General features: G+C 67.6%; 11 protein-coding genes and 1 pseudogene. 3 read left to right on the top strand and 9 right to left on the bottom strand.

The genetic code is table 11. The features are described from left to right. Positions 1-40 precede the first annotated feature (40 nt). The 5 genes from MYSTI_RS11840 to lepB all read right to left on the bottom strand — a co-directional run bounded on the left by MYSTI_RS11840 (position 41) and on the right by lepB (position 4,763). Positions 41-1,636, bottom strand: coding sequence for a caspase family protein (locus tag MYSTI_RS11840; protein WP_015347982.1), 1,596 nt, complete (start codon positions 1,634-1,636; stop codon positions 41-43). Continuing rightward, a complete protein-coding gene (locus MYSTI_RS11835) occupies positions 1,633-2,403 on the bottom strand; it encodes a hypothetical protein (RefSeq protein WP_015347981.1) in 771 nt (256 codons plus the stop codon). Before MYSTI_RS11835 ends, MYSTI_RS11840 begins: the two co-directional genes overlap by 4 nt. Then, complete coding sequence (locus MYSTI_RS11830; protein ID WP_144370055.1) at positions 2,400-2,951, bottom strand: RNA polymerase sigma factor; 552 nt, start codon at positions 2,949-2,951, stop codon at positions 2,400-2,402. The genes MYSTI_RS11835 and MYSTI_RS11830 overlap by 4 nt, the downstream gene beginning before the upstream one ends. A 236-nt stretch (positions 2,952-3,187) precedes the next feature. After that, complete coding sequence (locus MYSTI_RS11825) at positions 3,188-3,514, bottom strand: hypothetical protein (protein WP_144370054.1); 327 nt, start codon at positions 3,512-3,514, stop codon at positions 3,188-3,190. A gap of 292 nt (positions 3,515-3,806) precedes the next feature. Then, positions 3,807-4,763 carry a signal peptidase I gene (lepB, locus tag MYSTI_RS41715; RefSeq protein WP_015347978.1) on the bottom strand — a complete coding sequence of 319 codons (957 nt, stop codon included), beginning with the start codon at positions 4,761-4,763 and terminating at the stop codon, positions 3,807-3,809. Between the two features lie 327 nt (positions 4,764-5,090). Between lepB and MYSTI_RS45665 the strand changes: the two are divergent. The 3 genes and pseudogenes from MYSTI_RS45665 to MYSTI_RS11810 all read left to right on the top strand — a co-directional run. Beyond that, positions 5,091-5,279, top strand: a pseudogene (locus MYSTI_RS45665) (cold-shock protein); the annotation flags it as partial. Positions 5,280-5,489: 210 nt separating this feature from the next. After that, on the top strand, positions 5,490-9,872 hold the full coding sequence (locus tag MYSTI_RS11815) for a protein kinase domain-containing protein (RefSeq protein ID WP_044279519.1): 4,383 nt from the start codon (positions 5,490-5,492) through the stop codon (positions 9,870-9,872). 157 nt (positions 9,873-10,029) lie between these two features. After that, complete coding sequence (locus tag MYSTI_RS11810; protein WP_015347976.1) at positions 10,030-11,613, top strand: delta-60 repeat domain-containing protein; 1,584 nt, start codon at positions 10,030-10,032, stop codon at positions 11,611-11,613. A 124-nt stretch (positions 11,614-11,737) separates the two neighbouring features. Here the strand turns inward: MYSTI_RS11810 and drmB are convergent, their stop codons facing one another. Genes drmB through drmD form a run of 4 tightly spaced genes read right to left on the bottom strand, consistent with a single transcriptional unit; the run spans position 11,738 to position 24,042 of the window. Next, positions 11,738-13,585 (bottom strand): MrfA Zn-binding domain-containing protein, encoded by a 1,848-nt coding sequence (drmB, locus tag MYSTI_RS11805; protein WP_015347975.1) that lies wholly within the window; start codon positions 13,583-13,585, stop codon positions 11,738-11,740. Then, the gene (gene drmA, locus MYSTI_RS11800; protein WP_015347974.1) at positions 13,572-16,910 is read right to left on the bottom strand and encodes a DISARM system helicase DrmA; all 3,339 of its coding nucleotides are present in this window, start codon (positions 16,908-16,910) and stop codon (positions 13,572-13,574) included. The genes drmB and drmA overlap by 14 nt, the downstream gene beginning before the upstream one ends. A gap of 8 nt (positions 16,911-16,918) precedes the next feature. Next, positions 16,919-20,848: a DNA methyltransferase gene (locus MYSTI_RS11795; protein ID WP_015347973.1), complete on the bottom strand. Its 3,930-nt coding sequence runs from the start codon at positions 20,846-20,848 to the stop codon at positions 16,919-16,921. After that, positions 20,848-24,042 (bottom strand): DISARM system SNF2-like helicase DrmD, encoded by a 3,195-nt coding sequence (gene drmD, locus MYSTI_RS11790; RefSeq protein ID WP_063639746.1) that lies wholly within the window; start codon positions 24,040-24,042, stop codon positions 20,848-20,850. Before drmD ends, MYSTI_RS11795 begins: the two co-directional genes overlap by 1 nt. Positions 24,043-24,270: the final 228 nt, after the last annotated feature.

Genomic DNA, 24,270 nt, shown 5'->3' with positions numbered 1-24,270 from the left:
CCCAGGAGACGCGCGGGCGGCCCCGCGTGGGACATGGCCCTCACAGTCCCCAGGTGCAACCGAGCATCAGTTGTGGCGCGAGTTGCGTCCTGAGCTTCTCATCCTCCCGCATCAACGCGACATGGCCGCCCACCCTCGCGAAGAGGCCCGTGCGTGCGCTCACCGGAACCTCCGCGGAGAGCGCGGCGAAGGCGGCCGCTCCCGCGCCCATGCGAGTCCGCTGTGTGGGAAGGCCCAGTGTGCGGCGCCGCTCCGCGTCCGGGCTCGTCGCGCGTTGGGCCAGCCCCAGCACGCCGACACCCGCATGGGCGCCCATCCAGACACGCCCCATCGCACCCGCCAGCCCCAGGCCACTCCAGAGTCCCAGCTCCACGTGCTCGAAGCGCTGCGCGCGCGTGGCGCCCCGGGTGGCCCCCAGACCGAGCCCCCCGAGGAAGGACAGCCCCTGCCCTCCGGAGCTCTCGCGCGCGAACAGCACGCCCACCTGGGGCCCCCAGCCGCCCAGCTGCGTCGATGAGCGGCCCGCCCCCAGTCCCACTTGAAGCCGCCAGTTGCTGGCCTCCAGGAGCGCGCCCTTTCGCTGGTGCAGGGCCAGCGTGCGAACCTCCAGGGCTTCGGGCTTCAAGCGCTGCTGGTCGCCCCAGGACAGATACACCTTGCCGTAGAGCACCTCGGGCCCCCGTCGCACCTGGACCCGATAGCGTCCGGCGGGCAGCGCGACGCGCACCGGCGCCTCCCCCCGGGGCTCCACTTCCGCCATGACCTGCAGCGTGCGCTCGTCGACGAGCACGACGCTGTCTCCCACGCGGGGAGGCAGCTCGAGCTGTGCGTGGGCTCGCGAGAGCGTGGTGAGGAACAAGTCCCCTTCTCCAGCGAGCTGACTGGAGAGCTCCGGATGCTGCACCGCCGCCGTGGACGCATGAGAGCCCGCCAGCGTGCGGTGATAGACGTGGCCATAGGCCTCCGTGAGCGAGACGCGTCCGTCGGCGTCCACGTCCGCCGCGCCCCGCAGGCCTGAAATCAGATGGTGGGTGAAGAACGAGCCCCGGAGGCTGTCCGACTCCTGCGCCACCTCGTGTGCTCCCGCCGAGGCGATGAACACGCGCCCCTGAGGTCCCACCTGCCGGAGGAAGGAGACATCGAAGGCCGGCGCGGACTTGAGGCCCTTCGAGCGACCTCGCACGAGCGCGCCGCTGTGACAGGCGTCCAGCACGGCGACGGTGACGGTGGCGGGGACCTCGGACAACAGGCGTTGCAGCTCCGCGAGCGGGAGGGCCTCGCCGCCCAGGCGCAGCGCCACCTCGTCCCCATGGCCCGAGTAGAAGAAGAACAACAGCGTGCGCTCTCCTGCACGCCGTGACTCCTCGATGCGGCCTCGCATCCGCGCGAGCCCCAGCTTGAGGTTGGAGACCGACTCACCACGCAGCAGGAGACGACGGTCCTCCGGCACACCGCCGAGCTGACCGAAGACGGCGTCCATGCGCTCCGCATCCTGCTGAGCCCAGCGCAGGGGCTCGTCCGTGTCCCAGCCCAGGTTGTGGCCGACGCTGATCGCGAAGCGGCTCTCCGCGCGCGCGACGGAGGTGGCGAACAGGACGAGCAGGACGCCGGAGAGCCACGCGGCCCGGGCACTCACGGCAGCTCCTTGGGGAGCACTCGCACGGCGTGGCGGGTGCCGGGAAGTGGCATGGGTGAGGGGGGGAAGTCCGGCTCCCGCGCCGCGTGCTCCAGCCAGCGCTGGACGACCTCGGGCGACGGGGCGTCCTGGCTATCGGATGCGAGCACGACCACCAGCGCCTCCTGTTCGGGGGCCGCGTCCAGCTCCAGGCTCCCCGGCAAGACCCACCGACCGGGCGCCATCGACAGCGCGCCGCCGGTGATCTCGAAGCCCTGCAGCGGCGTGACGCGTCCACGCTCGCTCAGCGCGAGCACGTAGAGCGCGCCACCGGCCACGTCCTCCACCTCCACGCGCACCCGGTCTCCGGGGCGCAGCACCACACCCGGCCCTTGCTCGAAGACGACGTCGCCTCTCTTGACCAACACCCGCGCGGTGAGCCCCCCCCGCACGCGCACCCGCTCCACCTCCTCGAGCGCGATGAGCCGTGGCACCACCGCCGTGAGCCCCACGCCGAGCACCAGCACGGGCAGACTCCAACGCCAGAGCCCCCGCCAGCGACTCTGACGCGGAGGCGCCAGTCGCTCCCGCACCGGACCGAAGGGGCGCACCAGGGCGAAGGCGGCCTTCTCGGCCCGACGCTCTCGCAGGTGCGCCGACAGCTCGGGTGAGACACGCGCCGCCTCTTCCACGCGCAGGGCCTCTTCCGCGGAGAGTTCGTCACACAGGTAGCGCTCCAGCAGGAGGTCCGGCACGCCCGGGAAGCGAGGAATGGAGGTGGGGTTCATGCGGGGGCCGGTCCCTTTCGCGGCTCGGCGTGAGGGGCAACATCCAGGAGTCGCCGCGCGGTGTCGAAGAAGGCTTGCAACTTGCGTTGCACTGTCTTGCGAGAGACGTCGAGCAGCAGGGCGATCTGCTCCTGCTCCAGCTCGTCGATGAAGCGATGGGCGACGATGCGCTGGACGTCCTCCGGGCAGTGCGCGAGGACGCGTCGCACCAGGTCCGCGTCCACCAACAGTCGCTCCAGCGTGGCCTCGGGGAAGGTGCTGACCGCCGGAAGCGGAGCCAGTCGCGTCAGCGCATGGGTGGCCTCGGTACGTTGGCGGCGCAGCACCGAGAAGCACTGTCGGTCCGCCACGGTGAGCAGCCACGACAGCGCGGAGCCCGCGGCGCGAAGTTGCGCCAGGTTGGAATGGACGCGCAGGAACACCTCCTGCGTCGAGTCCCAAGCCAACGCCTCGTCACCGAGCAATCTCACACACCGCCGATGCACGGCCTCGCCGTAGCGACGGTAGTAGCCCTCGGTCTGCTCGACCTCGTTCATCCGCTCGCGCACGCACGGACCTCACCTGGGCCGACACCCGCCCCCATTGTCGGTCTCGCCCGGCACGGGCCAGCGGAGGCGCATCCCGGGAAGCGAGACGCCTGACCCGAATTCCATGGGACATTTTCCCGGACATCCCGCGCGAGGGCCTTCAGCCAGGCCCGCGGCTCGAGCCCGGAGGCAGCGAGCATCGTGCCCACTGGCGCCCCCTCCGGATGAGCGTCCAGGAGGGCCTCCCTTCGCCCTGACTACGGCAGGCAGTACGACGTGGGGTACTCGCACCGGTGCGGCGCCTGCCAGTACCAGGCCCCGTAGATGCAGATCTGCTGCTGGAACTTCGTCGCCGTCTTGGAACAGCAGCCGTTGCGCGCATACCGGGTCGAGTTGTGCGTACAGGCCGAAGCGGTCACTTCGCCGCGCTCCAGCTCGACCGGAACGAGCTCACCCACCCCCTCCTCCGACATGGCCGTCGCATCCGTGCCCTCTTCCCGCGGGACATCGGAGCCCGTGCCGCAACCCGAGAGGACCACCGCGGCACACAAGACGACGAAGGCGAAAGACGGATTTGCTTTCATGTTCAAGTCACCCCAAGCCATGAACGACGGGTCAAGAAAGGAGGAAGCGAGAAGCATCCGCGCGGACGAGGCTGGTGCTTATGCTCGCCCCGCAAGCCCTGTCAACCCAAGCAAGACAAACGGCGCTCCCCTGCTCGCGGGTGTCCACGGAATACAAAGACTCGATAGCCCCGCGGGCGACCAGGCCTCCTGCAACTGGGACAAGGGAGGCTGCGGCGAGCCCGAGGACCGAACGGGGACATCGAAGTTCGCGCACTATTACGACACGGACCTGGATGCGATTGAAGATGCCTCAACGCAGCCATAGACCGAGCCGCTCCGTGCGGACGCCTGCCTCCGTGCTCCACGAGAAATAGACGTAGGACCCCACGGCCAGGACGTTGGACTCCGGAACGGCCCCGTAGCTGCGCGAGTCATGGCTGTTCGCGCGCGAGTCCCCGAGGACGAAGAGATGTCCGCTGGGGACCTTGCAGTCCGCCCCCGCCCGTACGAGGAGGGGCGGACACATCCCCTCCGCGTCTGGGGTGGACGGCTCCTCTCCGCCGCCCTGGATGCGATAGGCAACGCCGTCCAACAGTTCCTCCGAGACCGCACAGTCGGCCCCCGGAAGTGGCACGGCGCCCGCCGTGCAGGGCTCCGCCGTGGACCGTCGAGGAACGGGGGATCCGTTGAGCCACAGGGTCCCCTTCTCCACCCGGACGGTGTCACCCGCCAGCGCGACGACGCGCGTGATGAAGGGCGCGTTGGCCGCATGGGGGGCCGAGAACACCAACACCTCGCCGCGCCTCACGGGCCGGCGCTGGAGCGGAGGCCCGACGCTGCCGTCCGCCATCAGCACGTCCCCGCTCAGGATGGAGGGCTCCATGGACCCGGACGGCACGTGCCAGTTGCTCACGACACAAGCGCGCAGCAGGCTCAACGCCAGGATACCCACGAGCCACGCCACCGCGCCCATCGCCACCGCGCGCCCGAGCGAGGGAACTCCCTGCCGCGCTGGAGCCAGGCGGACCGCGTCGACGGCCGCGACGACGGCCATCGAGAGCAGCATGACGACGCCGACAAAGCCGACGAAGGGCAGGCTCGAGGCAATGGCCACCAAGGACAGAACCCACCCGGCTCCGCTCCGCCATCGACCCATGAAGACATGTCCCGCGCCGGGACAGAGCAGCGAGAGAAACGCGGCCGCCACCCTGCGTCCGAGAAAGGGCAACCGGGGCTGCGGCAGCGTCACTGCGGCTTCGACGGTCATCGACAGAGCATCGAGGCGCGGGACAGGCAGATGCAACCCGCCACCCGGTCGCATCCGGCCGGTGCGGGCCAGTCCATCGCAGGCGTGGACCTGGGGCGAAGACAGCGTTGGAAGATGGAGTGGCGAAATCCCCCGCTGTCCAGAACAGTCCAAACCGAGCCTGTGTATGACTATCGCACGCGGACAGAGACTGTCGTGGCGGGATTCCGACAGGGGGCGTGACTGATTCATCCTGGGGCATAAATGACACGCTTTGCCGCCCCGGTTGCGCGGCGGCGCCCCCCCTGTCAGGTAGACCGCCATGGGAAGTAGGCTGTTGGCAGCCTTATGAGCCCCATGCCCACCACCGGTCGCGTCCAAGTCTATTTTTCCGATAGAAATTGGGGCTTCGTCATCGGAGACGATGACACGCGCTACTTCGCGCATGCCAAACAGGTCGCGAACGGGCAACCACCCCTCGCAGCCGGGCAGCGGGTGGAGTTCACCATCCAACAGCACCCGAGAGGCCCACGCGCCATCGAGATTCGTGTGCTGGAAGGCCTGACCAACAACTCCAACACCAGCCCTCGCGCGAGCCCCCCCGCAATGAGCCCTCGAGTCGAGCCCGCGAACGCGAGCCGTTCCGCCACAGTGCAGCCACATCCCCCCTCCACGCCGCCTCCTTTGATGGCTCCTCCAGTTCCCAACCGCGCGCATTCGAATGAGGAGCTGGGAAGAGTGGCCCAGATGCTCGGGGCATTCATGGATGTCGGCACCGAGCGACCTTCCTTCGCGCTGGGGAATGCCACAGCGCGGGCTCCCGCGTTTCGAGAGGCGGCCGCGGAACTTCATCTGAGGGCCACGGGGCGCCCCGTGTCCCCGGACGCCTCCGGGCTCCCCGTGGCGGTTGCCGAGTTCCTGATGGCACACGGCATCGCCCGCGAGCCGCAGCTGACGGCGAAGCTTCGTACGCTCGAGACTGTTCTGGGTCCCCTCCTGCGGCTCGTCGTCTCACCCGTGCGCCCCGAGATTCACCGGGCGATGCTCGAGCTCTTCACCTCCGCCGTCCGAACAGCGGTCCTCAAGCCGCCCCCTCCTCGTCGAGTCGCGCCCCCCCCGGCACCTGAGCCGAAAGCAGCCGCGGCGCCAGTCACCTCCGGAGCACCGGCCAGCATTCCACCCAAGCCCAGCACATCCTCCCTGCCCCAGCTCGTTGGCCAGCACCGGCGCGACGTCCTGGAGCCGCGCCTCCAACACCTGCAGAAGCTCCTGCAGAGCCTGCAAGCCGTAGGCAATGACTTCCATACCGCCCCCATGGACCCCGGCCCGGCGGCGCAGCTCGTCCACTTCCTGGGGGAGGTCCAGACCGGTGCCACCCAAGCCATCGCGGCCGCCTCCGGGCTCATCGCCCCGAACCAGGAGGGAGCCATCCGCCATCTCGCTGTCATCGAGAAGGTCCAGACGTTGTTTCACGGCAAGGATTTGAACGCCCCTCCTCCTGAGCTCCTGTCCGGAATGGCCTGCCCTCAAGACGCGGAGCGCATCGCCAGACTCATCTCGGCAGCGGCATACTCTCCATCCACGGTCCCCGTCTGGCTGCTCACCCGCTGGTTTGGTGACACGTCCTCCTTGCCCGGCCGCATCGGCCTCCTGCTCAAACCGTCCCCACGACATGGCGAGATGGTGGAAGTGGTCGAGTGGGTCGACTCCCTCCCGACAGCCTCACGACAGCTCCTGCCTCGGTGCGCGGCGCCCCCGACGGGGAGCTCGGTCCTGGAGACGCTCAAGGAGACGCTGGAAGCACTGCTCGAACAGCAGCGCGACGATGGTCAATGGAGGGCGCGGCTCGGCTCGCTCGATGGATTCGCGTCCGAAGCGCTTCTGGCACGATTGACGGCGGAGCGGAATGCGACCACGGAGGCACTCCTCACCCGGACCGAGGGGCTCGCACGGCGTGTCCAACTCGTCGAGACCTCCCTCGGCTCCGCGGCGTTCGGAGAGCTCCGTGACGCGCTCCGGGCGTGGCCCGAGAACCCTGTCCCGGACACCCTCAATGCCGTGGAGTTCGCCATCGAGCGCCTGGGCCCCGAACTCTCGAGGCTCCAGCCGAGCCTCGCGGCGCTGACGGGCCTGGCCAAGAAGCTGAGACAATCCGAAGCCGCGCCCCCGTCGCCATCGACTCCAGACCCCAAGACACCCGAGCCCCTCCCACCTGAACCCGGGGCCTCCATCGAGCACCCGCTCTCCCGGGTTCAGAACAACAGGACCCATACATACAGCGCGAGCCTGGCCTGGGTCGCCGTTCCCAATCAGGGATACGGAGTCCTGCGATTCCCAGTGCGCCTGAAGTTCGACCAGGGGGTGGAGCGGGCAGCGGAGTGGGTGGTGGAGTTCTCGACAGACCTGTTGAGCACCATTCCCGCGGAGTGGCGCCGGCAATTCCTCACGGTGCTGCCTCTCCAGGTGGCCAAAGGCGCGAGCTACCGGGACTTCACCGTCGAGGTTCCTGTCACCGCTCACAATGCGGACCTGATTGCGAAGGAGCGCCGGAACATCACCCTCCAGTTCACGGCGTCGCGAGGTCCTCAGCGCGTCACGGGCTCGCTTCATTGGCAGGGACTGCAACGCGAGCTTCCCAAGTACGTCTCCCCGCTGCCCATCACCGCCACGCGCAAGGAGATGGACCGGCATCCCCTGGGCGTCGAGCGGGAGTTCACCCGCCTGTGCGACCTGGTGACGGGGGGGCGCAAGTCATTCCGGGTCCACGGCCCCAGGCGGATGGGGAAGACCACCGTCATTCGAGCCCTCCGCGAGCACTTCGCCCAGTCCCCCCATGTGTTCGTGCTCGAGAGCGTCGTGGCGAGCCAGTACTCGACCGCCGCGGAGGTCTGGGATGCGGTCGCGCAGCGGCTCAGCCAGGCGTTCAATCGCCCGGTGAACCTCGGCAAGGTGCTCCCCCCGCCGGAGGAAGCCTTCGATGCCGTCCGAGAAGCGGCCCGGGAGAAGGGGTACTCCACCATCTACGTGCTCCTCGACGAGGCCCAGGCACTCTTCACGCTCTCCAGTGACCCGAGACGGCTGGGTGAGGCACTCAAGGCCCGTCTCGAGTCCTCATGGGCACAGCCCAGCGACACCCGCGCCACGCTCCTCCTCGGCCTCGTGGGCCAGGCACACCTGCCCGAGCTGATGGGCGCCAATCTCCTCGGGGCCATCAGCGACGCGGTGACCGCTGACGGAATCCGTGCGGACGAGCTCAATCAACTCTTGAGGATGACCCAAGGCGAGATCGGCCTGCAGAGCACGACGGAGGCACGCGAGGTCCTGGCACGACAGGCAGGCAACCTGTGGATCCTGGGCAGCCTGCTCGACCGTATCGCCACGACCTGTCTGCAGGAAGGGCGCCCTTGGTTCACGGTGGAGGACGTCGAGCGCGCGGTCCAGCGGCTGGTGGAGGCGGATGATGCGGGCACCGAGACCACGCTCTGGAGCTACGTGCGGGATGTGCTCAACGAGAGCGATGACAAGAACGTCTGGCGCCCCTCGGAGACGTTCCCCGTCGCGATGGCCTGGGCCCACGTGCGCGCGCTGGGTGGGGAGCTTCCCAAGCTGCGCGTCGACAAGGTGGAGTTCATCCATGTGACGCTCCAGGACTGGAGTCACGCGGTCAGCATCCAGAAGCAGCGCGTGGAGGATGCCTTCGCGCTTCTCCAACGACAGCGGGTGCTTCGCAAGGATGACTCGTTCGACCTGCCGCTCCTCGAGCGACTCCTGCTCGCGCGTGCGAGCGGACCCGAACCTTTCGCCGATGAAACGGACCGTCGCTCCCTCAACCGCCTCGGCCTCCGTCGGCTCGTCGCGCCTCCGGCGAACGGGACCGAGAACACCCTGGGCGGACAGGCGAGCGTGTACGAAGGCCTCTTCGATGGAAAATCAGCGGCCGTCCGCCGGGTCCGGCTCACGGACTCCAAAGCGGAACAGCGCTTCATCCGCGAGGTCACCCTGCTCGAGCGTCTCAACAGCGCCTCGGGTGATGCGGTTCGCGAGGCGCAAGCCTACCTCCCGCGCCTCTTCGGAACCGGCATCGACCCTTCCGCGCCCGAGGTAGGGCTGGTCGTCTATGAGTGGGTGGTGGGCACGCCCCTCGAGGCCCGCCAACTGACAGCCAATGGCGCGCTTCTGGTGCTCCAGGGACTGACGCGTGCGCTGGCGGCACTGCGCCACTGCGGAATCGTGCACCGGGACATCCGCCCGGCCAACGTCCTCATCCGCCGGAACAAGAACGAGCCTGTCCTCATCGACTTCGGATTGAGTGTCGCCGTGGACGAAATCGCCAGGACGACAGCGCTCGCGGGAGTGCTGGAGTTCCTTCCGCCCGAGGTCAAGGACAGGGGCGCCTCCGCATGGAGCCACGACGGAGACATGTACTCCGTCGGGCGCACTCTCGCCGACAGCCTCACGGCTCCGGCGCACTCGGACACGGACGTCATGGGCATCCTCCAATGGATGATGCGACCCGCGCCCAAGGAGCGCCCGTCGCCGGAGGCAGTGCTCGAGCGCATCGATGCACTCGTCTCGACCCGACAGGTGGAGCAACGGAGTATCGAGTTGCGACAGAGGTTCACCGATGCCCTCAAGGGCCTGTCCCCTGGGCTCCAGGAGGCCGCCTCGGGCTCCATCGTCGACTTCGTCGCGGCACAGAGCGGCATTGCCACGCCGAAGCTCCGCCTGCTGCGCGCTTCCGAGTTCCTGGAGAATCTTGTCCAAGCCAAGGTCCGCCTGGACTATCCGGCCGTGGCTGAACTGATGGACAACTCTCCGGCCCGCACATTCCTGAAGGCCATCTCCGAGCACCGGCCCAAACTCCCCGCCGGGCTTCGCCCCCTGGCCGATTGCGAGTCCGCACACACAGTCGGAGAGCTGCGCAATGCAGCGGCGCATGGAGCACAAGCGGAGCTCATCATCGGGCGAGCGCATCGATACCTGCCTGCGAACCTCCGGAGCGGAGTTCCCTTGGACGATGCAGCTCAGCGAGCGTTTCGAACCGCCATCGAGAACGTCGGTGACGCCGTCGCCACGTTGCTCGCGAGACCCGCGGTGAGACAGCTCGTTCGAGAGTGGCTGACCCCCTGACACGGGAGGCGGGCGCAACATCCAGGAGCGGGGGTCGGCTGGCGACTCGACATGAAGATGGCCCGCATCTCAAAACCTCCGTGCGGATGTACTAGTGTGCCGCGGCATGCGCCTTCTCACGCGTCGCTCTTCCGTCGTTCCCGTCCGACTGGTCTTGATGGCCCTGGTGGCAATGGGCTCCATGACCTGGGGCTGTGCCTCGGATGACAAGCCGCCCCCCGCGCCCTCCTTCACCCTTCGAGTCCCGTCCGAGCCGACGCTGCGCTTCTCCCTGCAGGACAGGACTCCCCTCGTCATCGAGGTGACACGCGAGGTGCCGTTCGTCGGGGCCATCGCCCTCACCTTGCAGGGGCTGCCTGCTCACATCAAGGTGGAGACCTCGCCGGTATTCGTGACGGAAACCGAGAAGACGGGCACGTTCCACCTCCGGGTGGAGGAACTCGCGCCCTATGGCCGCTTCCCCATTCGCGTGGTGGGAGAAAGCGGGGCAGGTCGCTTCACACTGGATGTGATGGTGGAGGTCCAGCCGGGTCCAGCCGCCGTGGATGTCTCGTTCGGCACGGAGGGGCTCGTGCTTCCGGCGCTGGGACTTCCCTCGGTGAGCATCCGGGACATGGCGGTGCAGCCGGATGGGAAGTGGATTCTCGTGGGCTCCACCGGTGCGGCGGGCTCCAGGGATGTGCTGGTGGCGCGGCTGCTGCCAGATGGAACTCCGGACGCCTCGTTCGGCACCCAGGGCACGCGGGTCATCGACGTGTGTGGCGGCGACGACGCGCTCGAGGCGGCCACCCTGCTCCCTGATGGGCGGCTGGTGCTCGCCGGCAGCGCTGTCGCCGACACGAATGGTTGCACGGCGCTCAAGCGTCAGAGCCTGCTGCTCGTCCGGCTCACCGCCACGGGGGCGCTGGACCCCACCTTCGGCAACGCCGGGGTGTGGACCTTCCAGCACACCATGGGCACCTCCTGGCTGAGCTCGGTCGCCGTGGACTCCCAGGGACGCTTCGTGGGCGCGGGGACGGTGAAGGGGACGGACTCGGACCAGTTGATGGTGCGCCTGCTGCCGACGGGGCAGCTCGACCCGTCCTTCGGCACCGACGGGCAGGTCCTCGAGAACTATGGTCGGGGCGACACGGCGCGCGTCGTGCTCGTGCTCGCGGACGATGCGCTGCTCCTGGGCGGGACGACGTACGAGCACGCCGAAGGCATGACGCTCCGGCGCTATCGGGCGAACGGGGAGCGGGACGTCACCTTCAACTTCGTCCCCCCCGCCTCGGCCACCGCCTCGCGGGGTCCCAGGAAGTTGTATCCGGTGGCGGGAGGCAAGGTGCTGGTGGTCGCGGGCACCGCCTCGGGTGAGCACGGCACGAGCTATGGAGTGACGCTGTCCCAGTTCGACGCGACGGGCGCCGTGGATGCGTCCTTCGGCGTACAGGGGTCCCAGGGCGCCAGCACGCCCCCCGGTTACGGGCGGGACATGTTGGCGGGCTCGGGAGTGCTTCCGGGCGGCGAAATCGCGGTGGCCACCCTGGACCCATCCAAGGTCGGCGGCTCGGAGATAGGGCTCGTCCACATCTCCGCGAACGGGACGAAGCTGCGCAGTCACCGCCCGGACTTGTCTGGAGCTCAGCAGCCCATGGCCGCGGTGGTCGACGCGGAGGGCTTCTTCCGGGTCGCGGGCCTGCACACGGCGCCGGGAGCGACCGAGGCGGTCCCCTTCGTGACGCGCTTCTGGCCCTACTGAGGCCCGGGTGTCCCTGGATGCGGCTCGAGCCCGTGTCCTCCAGCAGCACGCCCCCTTCGATGTTCCGTGGCGGCTCGCTGGAGGGCTTCGGGCAGCCGCTCCAGGTCCGACGTCGCCCCGCCGCTCAGGTCCACGGCGTCTTCAGGAAGGCGACGTCCTCGTGGCCCAGCGTGGGCACGACGAGCGCGCGATCCAGGTACTGGTTGAAGCGCTCACAGGAGCACTCGGGGAGGAAGAGACACCCGTGGCACGCGGCGCCCTCCAGGTCGCGGTCATCCCGGCCCGTGGGTTCGTGGTGCGCGCAGACCGGGTCGTTGGAGCAGAGGCGCGCGTCCTCCAGCGCCCGGGCCAGGTGCTGCCCCAGTCGCCGGCCCTCCTCCACCAGGCCGCCCAGCGTGCCTTCCGCGCCCGTGGTGCCCGTCATCAACAGGATGCCCGCCATGGGGACGGCGTCGCTGTGCGGCGCGCAGTAGAGCCGCTCGCGGATGGAGCTCGCGGGGTAGCCACACTCCAGCGCCACCTCCGTCATCACCAGGTGCGCCAGCGAATGGAGCAGGTAGAGCCGCACGCCCGGGAAGGGGAGCTTCGAGCCGGAGCCCTGCTTCCAGCGCTCATACCCGGCCCGGAGCACCTCCTCGCGCCGCAGCACGGGCTCGGACATCTCCCACGCATGCACCTGCGGCTCGTCGAGCACCAGCAGCATGCCCTCGCCCTGCATCTCCGTGACGGGGACCCAGTCCCGGTGGAGTGACATCGGTGCGAGCGCCACGTCCAGGTCGTAGCGCCCCTGGAGGTCCTTCGACAGGGGCTCCAGCCGCGTGAAGCCGACCTGGGCCTGGACCTCTCGCAGCCGTCGCGCCAGCACCACGCGTTCGACCAGCGAGGGCAGCCCCTGGGGCCGAGCGATGCGCCGAGCCCAGAAGACCTCGGTGCGGTCCCTGGGCATCTCGCCGGGCTTCTCCTGGGGCTGCGCGAGGAACTGGAGCCACTCCGCGGTGCGAATCTCCGGGACGGCTTCAGGCGTGTGCTCGCGCTCCGCGGTGATGGCCGCGAGCACCTCCGCGTTGGAGGCGGAGCCGAGCGCCGCCTGCACCTGGGCAATGGTCCGGAAGGCCGGCAGGGTCTCCGCGGTGGCGGACTGGAGGATGCTCCACGCGGACTGGACCTTGCGCCGGAGCGACTCCGGCTCAGGGATGGTGATGGCACTGGTGGTCTGCGCGAAGTAGCCGTTGCTGGCGGTGCGGACCAGCAGTCGCTGCTTCTCGCCACAGCGCTCCCGCGCCTCCAATCCCAGCCAGGGCCGCTCCCCTTCGCAGAAGTCCTGCTGCTCCTTGTGAGTCATGTCGATGAGGCGCCTGCGCTTGCCGCACGTCGAGCACACGACCTCGATGTCACTGAAGTCACCGCTCACGCCCTCCTCGAGCTTGAGCTGTGGGGCGTCGCAAGGCTTGCGCTCGTGCATCCACCAGGTCCAGTCGATGTCCGACAGGTGCCCCCGCGGACAGGCCGCGACGAAGCGCACCGGCACGCAGCGCTCAGGCTTCGCATCCACTCCGGCGCAGCGGTGGCGGTACTCCTGGTTCACGCGCTCCAGGCTGTTGGCCCGCACCAGTGTGCGGCAGTGGGGGTTCTGGCAGACGAACCAGCGCGGGAACTCATACACCTGGATGCCGCAGGACTCCGTCGGCTCTCGCTCATCCCCGGCGGGGGGCTTGCGGAAGGGGGCCTCCTTGCTGAGCGGCCACTTGTTGCGGTGGTAGAGCGGCTCGACGATTTCCAGCAGCCGGGGCTCGTTGACCACTTCGCCCTGGCCCTTGAGACGCCAGAAGTCCAGACCGCCCACGAGGACCGCGTCGTTGAGCAGGTCCAGCATGCTGCCCGGGCCGAAGGTGGAGACCACCTGGCTCTGGCGCACGCGCCCATCTGGCGGCCGCGTCGAGCGGGCCTTGGTCCACTTCCTACGGTTCGTCATTCGCCACCTCCTCCGTTGCCGCCTTCGGGGCGCGGTAACCGCCCAGGGGTTGACGTGAAATCCACAGGTGCACCGAGGACTCCACGTCACGCATGGACGTGGGCGCGTCGAACTCGAGCTCGTCCTGGGTGAGGTTGTCGGTGGAGTCCAGGAAGCCGCGCAGCAGGGGCTTGAGCCCCTTTCCCGCCGGGTCGTAGGGCGAGTACGCGCGCTGGGCGGCGTCCTTCTTCGCCTGCTCGATGATGTTGCGCCACGAGTCGAGCAGGCCTTGCGCGCGCTGCATCACGATGCGGCTGGCGCGCTCCGACTCCTCCTTGGGCAGCCCTCGGCCCGCGCGCTTCGCCAGGGCGTCGAGCGCCTGTTCCAGCGCGTCCCGATGCGACTGCAGGGACTTCCACTCCAGGGGCGCGGTCATGGCGGTGTCCAACAGCCGGCCCAGCGCCACCACGACACCCGCGAGCCCCCGGTCGAGCGCCGGTGCCGAGAAGGGCGTCACCGAGGTGGCTTCGACGAAGCGATAGAACGACTCGTGGTACGTCCCGAAGCGCTCGTAATGGCTGCGGTCGCGGGGCTTGGCCGCGTTGAGGCACGTCACCACGAGGCCGGGCTTGTTCATCTTGCGGCCCACGCGGCTGGACGCCTGGATGTACTCGCTGGTCGTCTTGGGCTGTCCCGCCACGACCATGAGTCCCAACCGGTCGATGTCCACGCCGACGGAGATCATGTTGCTGGCGAGCACGACGTCGATGCTCTGGGGCTGGCCGTGCGTGAGCTCCAGGCGGTTCTTCGACGCCTTGATGTCGGCGGTCTTCTCCCGGCTGGTGAGCTCGATGGGCTCGCCGCGGATGGTCCTGCCCCGGTACCAGGGATGCTCGGCCTCGGTGCCGAAGTCCACGGGACGACGGCGGACGCGGTCCATCACCAGTCGGCGCACCTCGTCCTCGACCAGCCGGCGCATGCCGCCCAGCTCCCGCAGGCTGTTGAAGTAGCCGACGAGCGTCAGGTACGGGTCCGCGCTCACGGCACCGTGGAGGTGTTCGCCACGCGCGGCGGCGGCGAGCAGGCTGACATAGACGCGCAGCAGGACGGCCTTCATGGGGCGCCCGGGTGCCGCCACGCCGATGTATTGGCGCGCGCCCTTCTTGCCCACGGAGGCGAAGAACGTCTCGGAGGCATCCACGCCTGGCGGAGGGAAGAGCGCGACGTCCCGTCCATAGAGGCGACTCACCTGTTGTCGGGAGCGGCGGACGGTGGCGGTGGAGGCCACCAGCTTCGCGCGGGGCGCGAGCGTCAGGACAGCGCCTTCGTAGAGGCCCACCATGGAGCCCAGCGGGCCGGAGATGAGGTGCAGTTCGTCCTGCACGATGAGCTCCGGGGGAGACAGCCCCTTCGGGAGCGTCACGAGGGCCGCCTTCACATCCGCGGCATCGCTGCACGGACCGACGAAGCGCTTCCCGGTGCGACCCAGGACGCGACCGAAGAGGAGTCCCGTCTCTCCGCGCCACGGCAGCATGGCGAACTTGTCCACGGTGGCGACGAGGAAGCACGGCAGCTCGCGGTAGATCTGCTCGTCGACGAAGAGGACGGGGAGTCCTTCCGGATTGCGGCCCAGGTTGAAGGCACACGCGATGCTGGCGCAGCCGACGAGCACCTCCTCGGGTTTGGATTTGGACGGCCGGAGGATGAAGCACTCCCGTTCGAACGGCGTGGCGCACCAGGGGCAGGTGGCGAGCGGGAACGGAGATTGCGCGCGGGCGCTGTTGTCGTTCTTGTACTCGGTGATTTGCGTGGAGGCCTGCTCCAGCGTGTTGGCGGTCGCGGAGCGGCCGACCCACAGTCCGATGGAGAAGCGCACGGCGCCCAGGCGTTTCGGCTCTTGCTGGCGGAGCACCTCGAGCGCGCAGATGAGTGTCGCGGCGCGGCCAAGCTGGTCGAGCGTGAGCAGCCGCAGCGTGTAGCGCAGCAGCACGGCCACGCCCAGGCCGCCGTGGAGGTGGGCCTGCCCTCGGAGGCGGCGCAGGAGCAGCGTGAAGGCGATGAGGCCCAGGTAGGCCTGCGTCTTTCCGCCGCCGGTGGGGAAGAAGATGAGCTCCACGAGCTCTCGGTCCGCGTGGCCTTCGTGCTCGACGGAGGGGAGGTTCAGCAGGATGAAGGCGAGCTGGAAGAGACGCCATCGAGGTGCTTCTTCCTGCCGGACCTTGCGTTCCGACTGGGCCATGACGCTGTTCATCCAGCGGAAGGCGTCGAACGCGAGAGGTTCCCGTGTCAGGAGTTGGATGCCCTCCTCGATGCGGTCAGCCGCGCGGCGAGCCCTGCGGATGAGCTCATCCCGAGTCTCCTCGCGGCGTTCGCCGCCGACAGCGAGCGTGGACTGAGTGGCCACCCATTCACGGTAGGTCCGGACCAGGGGAAGCAGGGCCGCTACGGCCTCCGAGGGGTTCGTGAACGCCGCGAGCTGCTCCATGCCCACCGTGACTTCGTCAATCTGCCGCGCTTCGACAGGCAGCACCTCGACGCGTGGCAGCCAGTCCGTTTCCACGCGGGTGACGGGGACGGAGGTGGATGGGACGCGCACGGAGATGCCATGCCCCACAGCCCACCGCTGGCGGTCACGGAACTGGAGGTCGTTGACACGGTCGTCATCGTCCTCGCTGTTGGCGTCGCTGGAGTCCTGTCGGCTGACGAAGCCCTGCTCGCATTCGAGGGCGAGGTGGGTCTGGAAGACATAGGCCTCGTCCCGGTCGGCGGAGGTGATGGTGGGCGAGCGGGCATTGACGAGGAAGATGGCGACCGCGAGCTCGCCTTCGTGCGTCTTCTCTGCGTGGCCTTCCAGGCGAAGGCCCCCGCTGTCCTGGAGGGACAGGCCTTCCCGGAGGGCCGCGTCGCTCAGGGACAGGGTGACGGTGCGTTGGTGGAAGGTGCGGCGCCAGTGCTTCCGCCCCTCTGCTTCGAGGCGCTGATAGTCCGCCCAGCAGACGTGGGCGGTGAGCTGGGTTGTACCCGCGGGGACGAAGACGGACAGGCCCATGGACGCGGGCAGGCGGCGCACCTTCTTGGCGGTCGGGTCGGGGCGAGAGGATTCCTCGTCATCGTCGTCATTGCCCGCGGCCAGGTCGTCTTCCTCGTCGTCGGGGTCGTCCTCGATGACGCCCTGGTCGAGCGGGACGAGGAAGCCCGTCAGGTACCAGCGGGACGGTGGCGTGCGGAGCACTTCCGTGGCGTCCGAGACGGGAGCGCCTGGAGGCTTGTGGAACGGACCCACGAGGTCCGCTTCGAGCGCATCGATGAGGTGGGAGCGAACCGCTCCCGTGTCAGGGACATTCATGGGAGGGCTCAGGCGGTCTGGGCGCGGGACTTCGCGGGACGGCGGGCGGTGGGATGGGCTTCCTCGTGGGCACGCTGGGCGTTCAGGTCGAAGAGGCGGTCGAGGACTTCGTCCTCGAAGGCTTCGAGCTGTTTCGGAGTGGCGCCGCAGTACGGAGGGACGAGGATGTCGTTCCAGCCGTAGGCGTCCAGGACGGCTTGGTCCACGGCCATGTGCAGGTCCCGCAGACGCTGCGTCGCGGCGTCGGTGACGGACTTGTCCTTGAGCCGGTTGTATGTCGTCGTCAGGCCGATGTTGTGGGCCTGCATGTACTGGCTGCGCTCGAAGTGGAGCCGCTCGCCGATGCGGTCGAGCGCTGATGCATTCCCGAAGTCAGGAAAGGGGAAGGTCTCGAAGCAATCACTAGGGGCATAACGAAGACGGTCCTCGAGCGATGATGACAGAAGTCGGACCCAGACCTCATGTACACGTGATTGCAACACCGTAAGCCAGTGGTCTTGCTCCACTGGAATGATAACGACGCCCTCACTGAAGATCGTAGAGGATTGCTGCCAGGAGAACATCAGGTGCTTCGACACGCGGGAACTAGCAAGGCAGCGTGTTCTCGGATGCAGGGCCTCATAGAGGGCGGGAGTGTATCGTCCATACTGCCACCAGTATTTCTTTCGCCTCTTGCCGTCGGCATTGCCCTTGAGCTTGATGCGCTCCGGCCAAACCAAGTCCTTCACGATGCGAAGAAGGTCAGGCCATCGCTCTGCCTCTTCCAGCTCCATTTGTCCGAAGTTAATGACGTGCCTTTCGAGTTCTGGGCTCGGGTCAGAGTTGAGTTCCTCGCCACCCACGTAGCGAAAGATGCGCGCTGCGTTCCTTGATGATTTCGAGACCAGGGTCGAGCGCTGCTCGGGGCTAAGCACAAACCCCATTCCCAAGACGTACGTCCCAACGAAGCTCTTGCCAGCATTCGCACCAATCGCCACGGGATCCGGGCGTTCCGGTTTGCTACGTAGCCGAGAGCTGATGCACTGCGCAGGGAAGCGATCCAGGCGCGGCTCCAGTTTCAAGCCGGAGACATGCCCCTTCGCCAGATGTACGACTGCCACGGAGACGTTGGCGCCGGCCACCGGCCACTTCATCGAGCGCACGGCGTCGTAGACGTGGCCGCCGTGGTCCACCAGGTACTTCAATCCCGTGGCCCTCGTGTCCCCCTGCGCGATGGTATTGGTCGCGATGAATCCAAAGCTGCCGTGTTCCCCCAGCAGATGGAACGCGCGACGGAAGAAGTGTGCGGAGAGATCCGCGTTGCCGTGCGCCCCCTCATGAACCGACTGGAGCCAAGGGAGGTAGTTCTCACCACCCGTCTCGATGATGGCGTTCTTCCCCGCGAACGGCGGGTTCCCCACGAACCCATCGACCCATGCAGCCTTGTTGGGCTGCGCGTTGTCGAGCGGATCCGGTCGGCTCCCATGGAAGACCTCCGGAAACTCCAGCGGCCAGTGGAACGCCCATGACGGAGCGGAGAACGCAGCGATCTCTGCCGGGATGGGAGGCGGAACCCCATTCTTCGCCATGGACAGCCACGCCCCAATCAGGTCCAACCGGCGGATGCGCTCCTTTTCTCGCGCCTTGTCCGAACCATGAGCGAAGAACGCCCCGACACACGCATTGGCGATCCGCTTGATGTCCGCCAATGCCACGTCCGCATCGCGGAGGAGCCCCTCCTTCATCCGCCCCGGCTCCAGGTCCAACTGCAGCGGCTTGCGCTCCGGCCCTTCCAGCTCCAGCGCGAGCTGGAGGATCTTCTCGCGCTTCTCCAACGAGCTTTTCAGCGCCTTCGAGATGAACGCCCAGGGCAGCTCCGACTGCTTCTTGCTGCTTGGGTCCCAGTGGAACGATTGAAGCTGATCCAAGTCGAGCCCGACCAATGAATCCCCACACTTGAGCGCATGGTCCAGGAAGGTGAAGGGCTCCGTCTTCGCCAACGTCACGAGCCACAGCGATAGCTTCGCGAGCTTCACGGCCCATGGGTTCTTGTCCACGCCATACAGGCATCGCTGGGCCACCAGCCGGCGGGCCCGCATCACCTCATCCTCGTGCTTGTCGCGCTTCAGCACGCCCTCACGTGTCCAGGCAGCGACAACCTGGTCCGCGAGAAAGCGGCAGGACTCCACCAGGAACGCACCCGACCCCATGGCTGGGTCGCAGATCTTCAGGTTGAGGAGCCGTTCTGAAGACGGCTTCGGCCCCATCGTCTTGAGCAAGGGCTCCAGAGCCCGGCGGACGATGGGCGCAGACAGACTTCGCGGCGTGTAGTGGCTGCTGGTCCGTCGCCGCTCATCGCCAGGCTGAAGTACCAGTTGGGAGGCTCGTCGCGTCTCGGCCCCCTTCACGCGGTACGGCTCCAGAGCGGTCAGGACCATCTGAGGTGTCGAAGCCTGCGCCAACGCCTTCGACAAGGCTTTCACCGCCTTCGCGTCGAGGCCCGCCTCCCCTTCCAGCCATGCCGCACGCCGCTTCGCGGGCTGGGCCAGCACCTCGTCCGCGGAGACCCATACCTTCGACGGCTTGAGGCAGATTCCAGCACCGGTCAGGCGCTTCACGTGGAAGCCCATCAGGCCCTCGTACACAGAGCCGATCTGCTCCACGTCGAGCGACTTGAAGCTCAGCCGCTGTCCCTTGAGGAAGATGAGTCGCTCCAAGACCTGGAGGACCGTCTCGTCATCGATGGGTGGCACCCGCGCGTCCAGGTCCGCATCGGCGGAACCCGCACTCCCCAGGAAGGGGAATTCGTCAGGATCGAAGAGCTGTCCGCGCCGTGCTGGCATTCGCAGCTTGTCGTGCGAGGCCCCCAGGTAGATGCACCGGAAGAGCGCCAGCAACCGTGGCCATGCACCGAAGCGCCGGTTCATCGAATCGGGGTATTGGCTGGAGTCCTCGATGAGTTGTGCGTGGAGTGCCTTCACCGACAGGTCATCGCGGTAGGGCTCCTGGTCCACGGGAAGCAGGCCCTGGTCCTCCGCGTAGAGGATGAAGACGAGCCGCAAGAGCGTGGAGAGGAGCCCGCCGTAGACATGGTCCTCACCTCGAGAGAGCGCCTCATCCAGGGCCCGGGAGCCATCGCGCTCGGCGGCCGTCTCGAACCCCGTGAGAAGGATGCCGAGCGCCTCCAGGACCTGGTCGGCCAGTTCGTCGGTGACATCCGCCTGACGGCGGCGAGACTGCTCCAGGAGCGCGGGAAGCTGATGCTCGGGCAGCACGCCGAAGAAGCGGCGCGCGTGCAGGAGCATCACCATCGCGTCGAACAGCGCACGACCGCTGGCGGTGACGAGGTCCTTGAACCGGAAGGTGATGTGCCCAGACGTCTCCCCGTGGGGCGCGTAGACCAGACGCACGGAGTCCCCGTTGAACAGCAGGCCGATGGGGACACGCGCCGCGCGCAGCAGGCGGTCGAACTTGGCGGTGGGCTCGTAGAACCACGTGCCCGTGGTGTCTTCCTTCTTGTCCAGGTCCAATCCGGCCGGCAGCTCCCAGGTCAGGAGCGCGAAGCCTTCCGCGGCACGGCTGATGGGCGTGGAGTCATCCGGCAACCCTTCCGGCTTCGAGGGCGGAGGTCCTCGTCGCAACAGCCCCCGCGTGGGCTTGAGGGTCTGTTGCCCCTCCGCGATATCGAGCTGGAGGTCCTCCGGAAACCTCGTGGTGAAATCATCCTCGCTGTAGCCCAGCACCTCCCGGAGGAAGCGCGGGACATCCGTCACACGAGGTGACTCCCGACCTGCCAGCAGCACGAACCGCGACTGCGCGGACACCGGCAGGCGCTGCATGCATTGCGCGTCCTCGAGGACCGGGATGGAGACCACCAGTCCTTCGATGGGCTGCGCCATCCCCATCCATATCTGGTGATAGCGACGCTCGACGTCCCCGCCAAGGTTCTGGCCATTCATCAGCGAGCCCCCGGCCACAGGTAGACCATGCCTACGGGAACCAGACGTGCGACCCGAACGGCATAGGTGGCCTTCAAGGATTCAGGCTGTTCGACGAGTTCCCTTCCGAGCGCTGCCAATCGCTGTTCGAGGTGCACCTTGTCCCTCCTCCATTGGTCCTGCTCCGCCCGAGCGTCGAGCGAGAGCTCGAGCTGCGCGCCCAGTGCCTCCCGGATGGCCTCCTGCTGCGTCAGGAGAATCTCAGTCAGCGCCTTGGCTTCGGAGGCTCCCCGCGCCGCCAGCTTCTTGCGGGCCCCCTGCTCTCGCACCGAGGCCTGTTCCTCGATGGCAGGCCAGAGCTTCGAGAAGTCGCCCTCGACACTGGCGAGCAGCCGTTTCTGGACGGCCTTCGGTATCGCGGAGAGCGCGGGTGCTTCCGCCAGCGTGGTCTCCAGTTGGTCGATGACCTTGCGGTCCGCCTCGTCCGCGAAGGGCTTCAGGTGCCCGCGGCCGCCGCCATCCAGCCACCGTGCTGAAACAGAGACCACCTCGTCATGGAGCCGCGCGGCGCCCTCGCCAAAGAGCGACAACCGCCCGAAGACGATGACGCGCGCCACTGCGTCGCGTTGGGTCTGGACCACCGTGACACGGCTCAGGTCGTTCGCGGAGAACCCCTGCGCCAGGAACCGCTGGAGCACCCGCTGAACGAGTGGATGGGACAGATGCAGGTGGACGAGCTTGCTGGAAACGCCTGGAGGGGCCTCGAAGACGACGGGAGACAGGGGGCGCTTGCGCCACTCCCACGGTGCCTCGTCGAGCTCCCGGCGTGGACGAATGGAATCCAGGGTCGTGTTCCACGAAGCGGGAAGTACGGGGACCTTCCAGGCCTCCAGCGTCCGGCCCTCCTCCGTGATGGCCTCCCGCTCCAACCGGCCCGCGCCAGCCAGCTCGAACCCCACGTCCAGCGCATCGCGCAGCAGGACGGGATTGAAGTCCATCACCTTGCCGCTGCGATCGCGGAGCTCTCCAATCGCATCCAGTTCCTTGCGCAGGGACTGGAGCGAGCGCTGGGACTCCAGCTCTCGTTTCGTCACCTCCGTGCGGGTCGAGATCGCGGCGCGGGAGAGCCGCTCCATCGTGCTCTTCGTGATGCCCGAGGCGAGGGCATCGTGCATCTGGTCCATCAGCACACAGCCCAGGCTGCCCAGCTCGCGTGTGATGGTCTCCACCTTGCGCGCGAGGGTGTCGAGCACCACATCCTCGGCGCGCTGGCCGTAGACGAAGTAGCCACAGCGCACGGTGGTCGCGGGCTGCAAGGCACGGTCGATGCGACCGTTGCGCTGCTCCATGCGTGAGGGATTCCACGGAACGTCGATGTGGAAGAGGTCCGCGCAGTGTCCTTGCAGATTGATACCTTCGCGCGCGGCGTCCGTCGCGAGGAGGACCCGCACGGGGAACTCCTCCATCGAGCCGTTGAAGGCGGCCTGGACCTGCGCGCGCTTCACATCATCGATGCCACCCGTCAGCGTGAGGATGCGCTCATCACCTCGCTGGGTCCCCTCGAAGGCGGCGGTGAGCTGCTCCTTGAGGTAGCGGAGCGTGTCGCCATACTCAGTAAAGACGATGACCCGGCGAGGCTTCCAGGCGGCGCCTCGAGTGAGCGGGCATTGGTGTTCGCGAATCCAGTGGAGCAGAGCCCGCAGCTTCGCGTCCCGGGCAGCGCGGTACCGAGCACTCAGTGCGAGCATGTCATCCAGGAGCTTGCGCGCCTGAACGGTCGCGGACAGATGCTGACTGTGCTCGTGGATGGACTCCGCGAACGACAACTCGAGTGCGTCGTCCGTCTCGCCGTGCTCCTCGGACTCAGGAGCCGTGTCGCCGGTGAACACTCCACCGTCGGAAGCCAGCGCCCCCGCGCCGAAGGCCGTGGCGTGGATGGAGAGGGTGCGGTGGAACGCCTCGATGCTGGAGAGGAGGCGCTTCTGGAGGTTGATGAAGACCAGGCGACCCTGCTTCGTGCCGGGGGCCATGAGCTCCGTGTAGCGAGCGAGCTTCTGGGAGAGTTCCAGTTCCGGTGCGGAAGCTTCGCCCAGATCGATACGCTGCTCGACGGTCTTCCCGTCCGGGGCGAGCCACTCGGCGTGCCAACGTCCCGAGTCATGCATCAGCCGCACGCCCACGACGTGTCGCTCGGGGTAGCGCTGTGCACTGCCCAAGGCGCGAAGGTCGCCCTTGAGCCGGCGCACCATGACGGGAGCCAGTTGTGATTCCCGGACGCGGGTGCCCCGAGTGAAGCGCTGTGGGTCCAACATCTCCAACAGCGCGGAGAAGCTGTTGGAGTGGCCATTGTGGGGCGTCGCGGAGAGGAAGAGCCGGTGCTCGAAGCGCTCCGCCAGTGAGCGGATGCTGCGAGTGGTTTCCGTGTCGATGGCGTACCGGCTGGCCGAGGCGGGCGCGACGACGTGTGCCTCGTCGAGCACCAACAAGGACTTGTGGTGGCCCTTCTCCTCCAGGAGGGTCTTCAGCGGCTCGAAGTACTCGCTGCGCCGCAGCGTCTGGTACGACACGATGAAGCGTGAGTGTGTGGCCCAGACGGGGACCTGGAAGCCGCGCTCCTGACGGCGGCGGGAGACGAACTCGCTGTTGAAGATCTCGAAGCGCAGACCGAAGCGCTTCTCCATCTCATCGCGCCACTGGAGCGTCACCGACGCCGGGCAGACGATGAGGACGCGGTCCACGCGCTGGCGGAGGATGAGCTCCTGCAACACGAGTCCAGCCTCGATGGTCTTTCCGAGACCCACGTCATCGGCGATGAAGAGATTCACCCGAGGCAGCTCGAGCGCCTTCTTGAGAGGTGTGAGCTGGTGATTCATCAAGTGGATGCCAGCGCGGAACGGAGCCTGGAAGAGCCGGGCGTCGGTGGCGGTGACGGAGCTCCACTTGAGCGCGTGCAGATACGCGGCGAAGTGACGGGGCTCGTCGAAACGCGCAGGAGGTCCCAGTCCACCCTGGTGGGGTCGGACGACCCGAGCAGCGAGCTCGCGCTCCCATAAGACAGACAGGGGTCGACCCTGCGCGTCATCATCGAGACACGTGAGACGCACGAGGGTGTGTTGCTCCCGGACATCCGCGGGAGCGATGACTTCATTGACCAGATACTGACGGTGTCTGACCTGCGCGATATCACCCGCGCACGGCGTGGGAGCGATTGGCACAGATCCACATGCCAATACAAAGCAACTACCTCCGCCATACCTCGTAGGGGTGAGGCGACAATGACATCCTCAGCCAAGTACGCGGAGGGCACCGATACGTCTATCCGGGCAACGCTGGAACGTTCGGGCCAATGGCGAAGGAGGAAGAAAGGAAGGAGCCGACGCCAAGAGTGGATTGGTTCGGGCAGAGGCACCGGCAGATGGAGATGGCCATTGGGCGTGAGCCGA

The sequence above is a fragment of the Myxococcus stipitatus DSM 14675 genome (genome assembly GCF_000331735.1).
Taxonomy (GTDB): Bacteria; Myxococcota; Myxococcia; order Myxococcales; family Myxococcaceae; genus Myxococcus; species Myxococcus stipitatus.
This window is presented reverse-complemented; position numbering and strand designations above follow the sequence as displayed.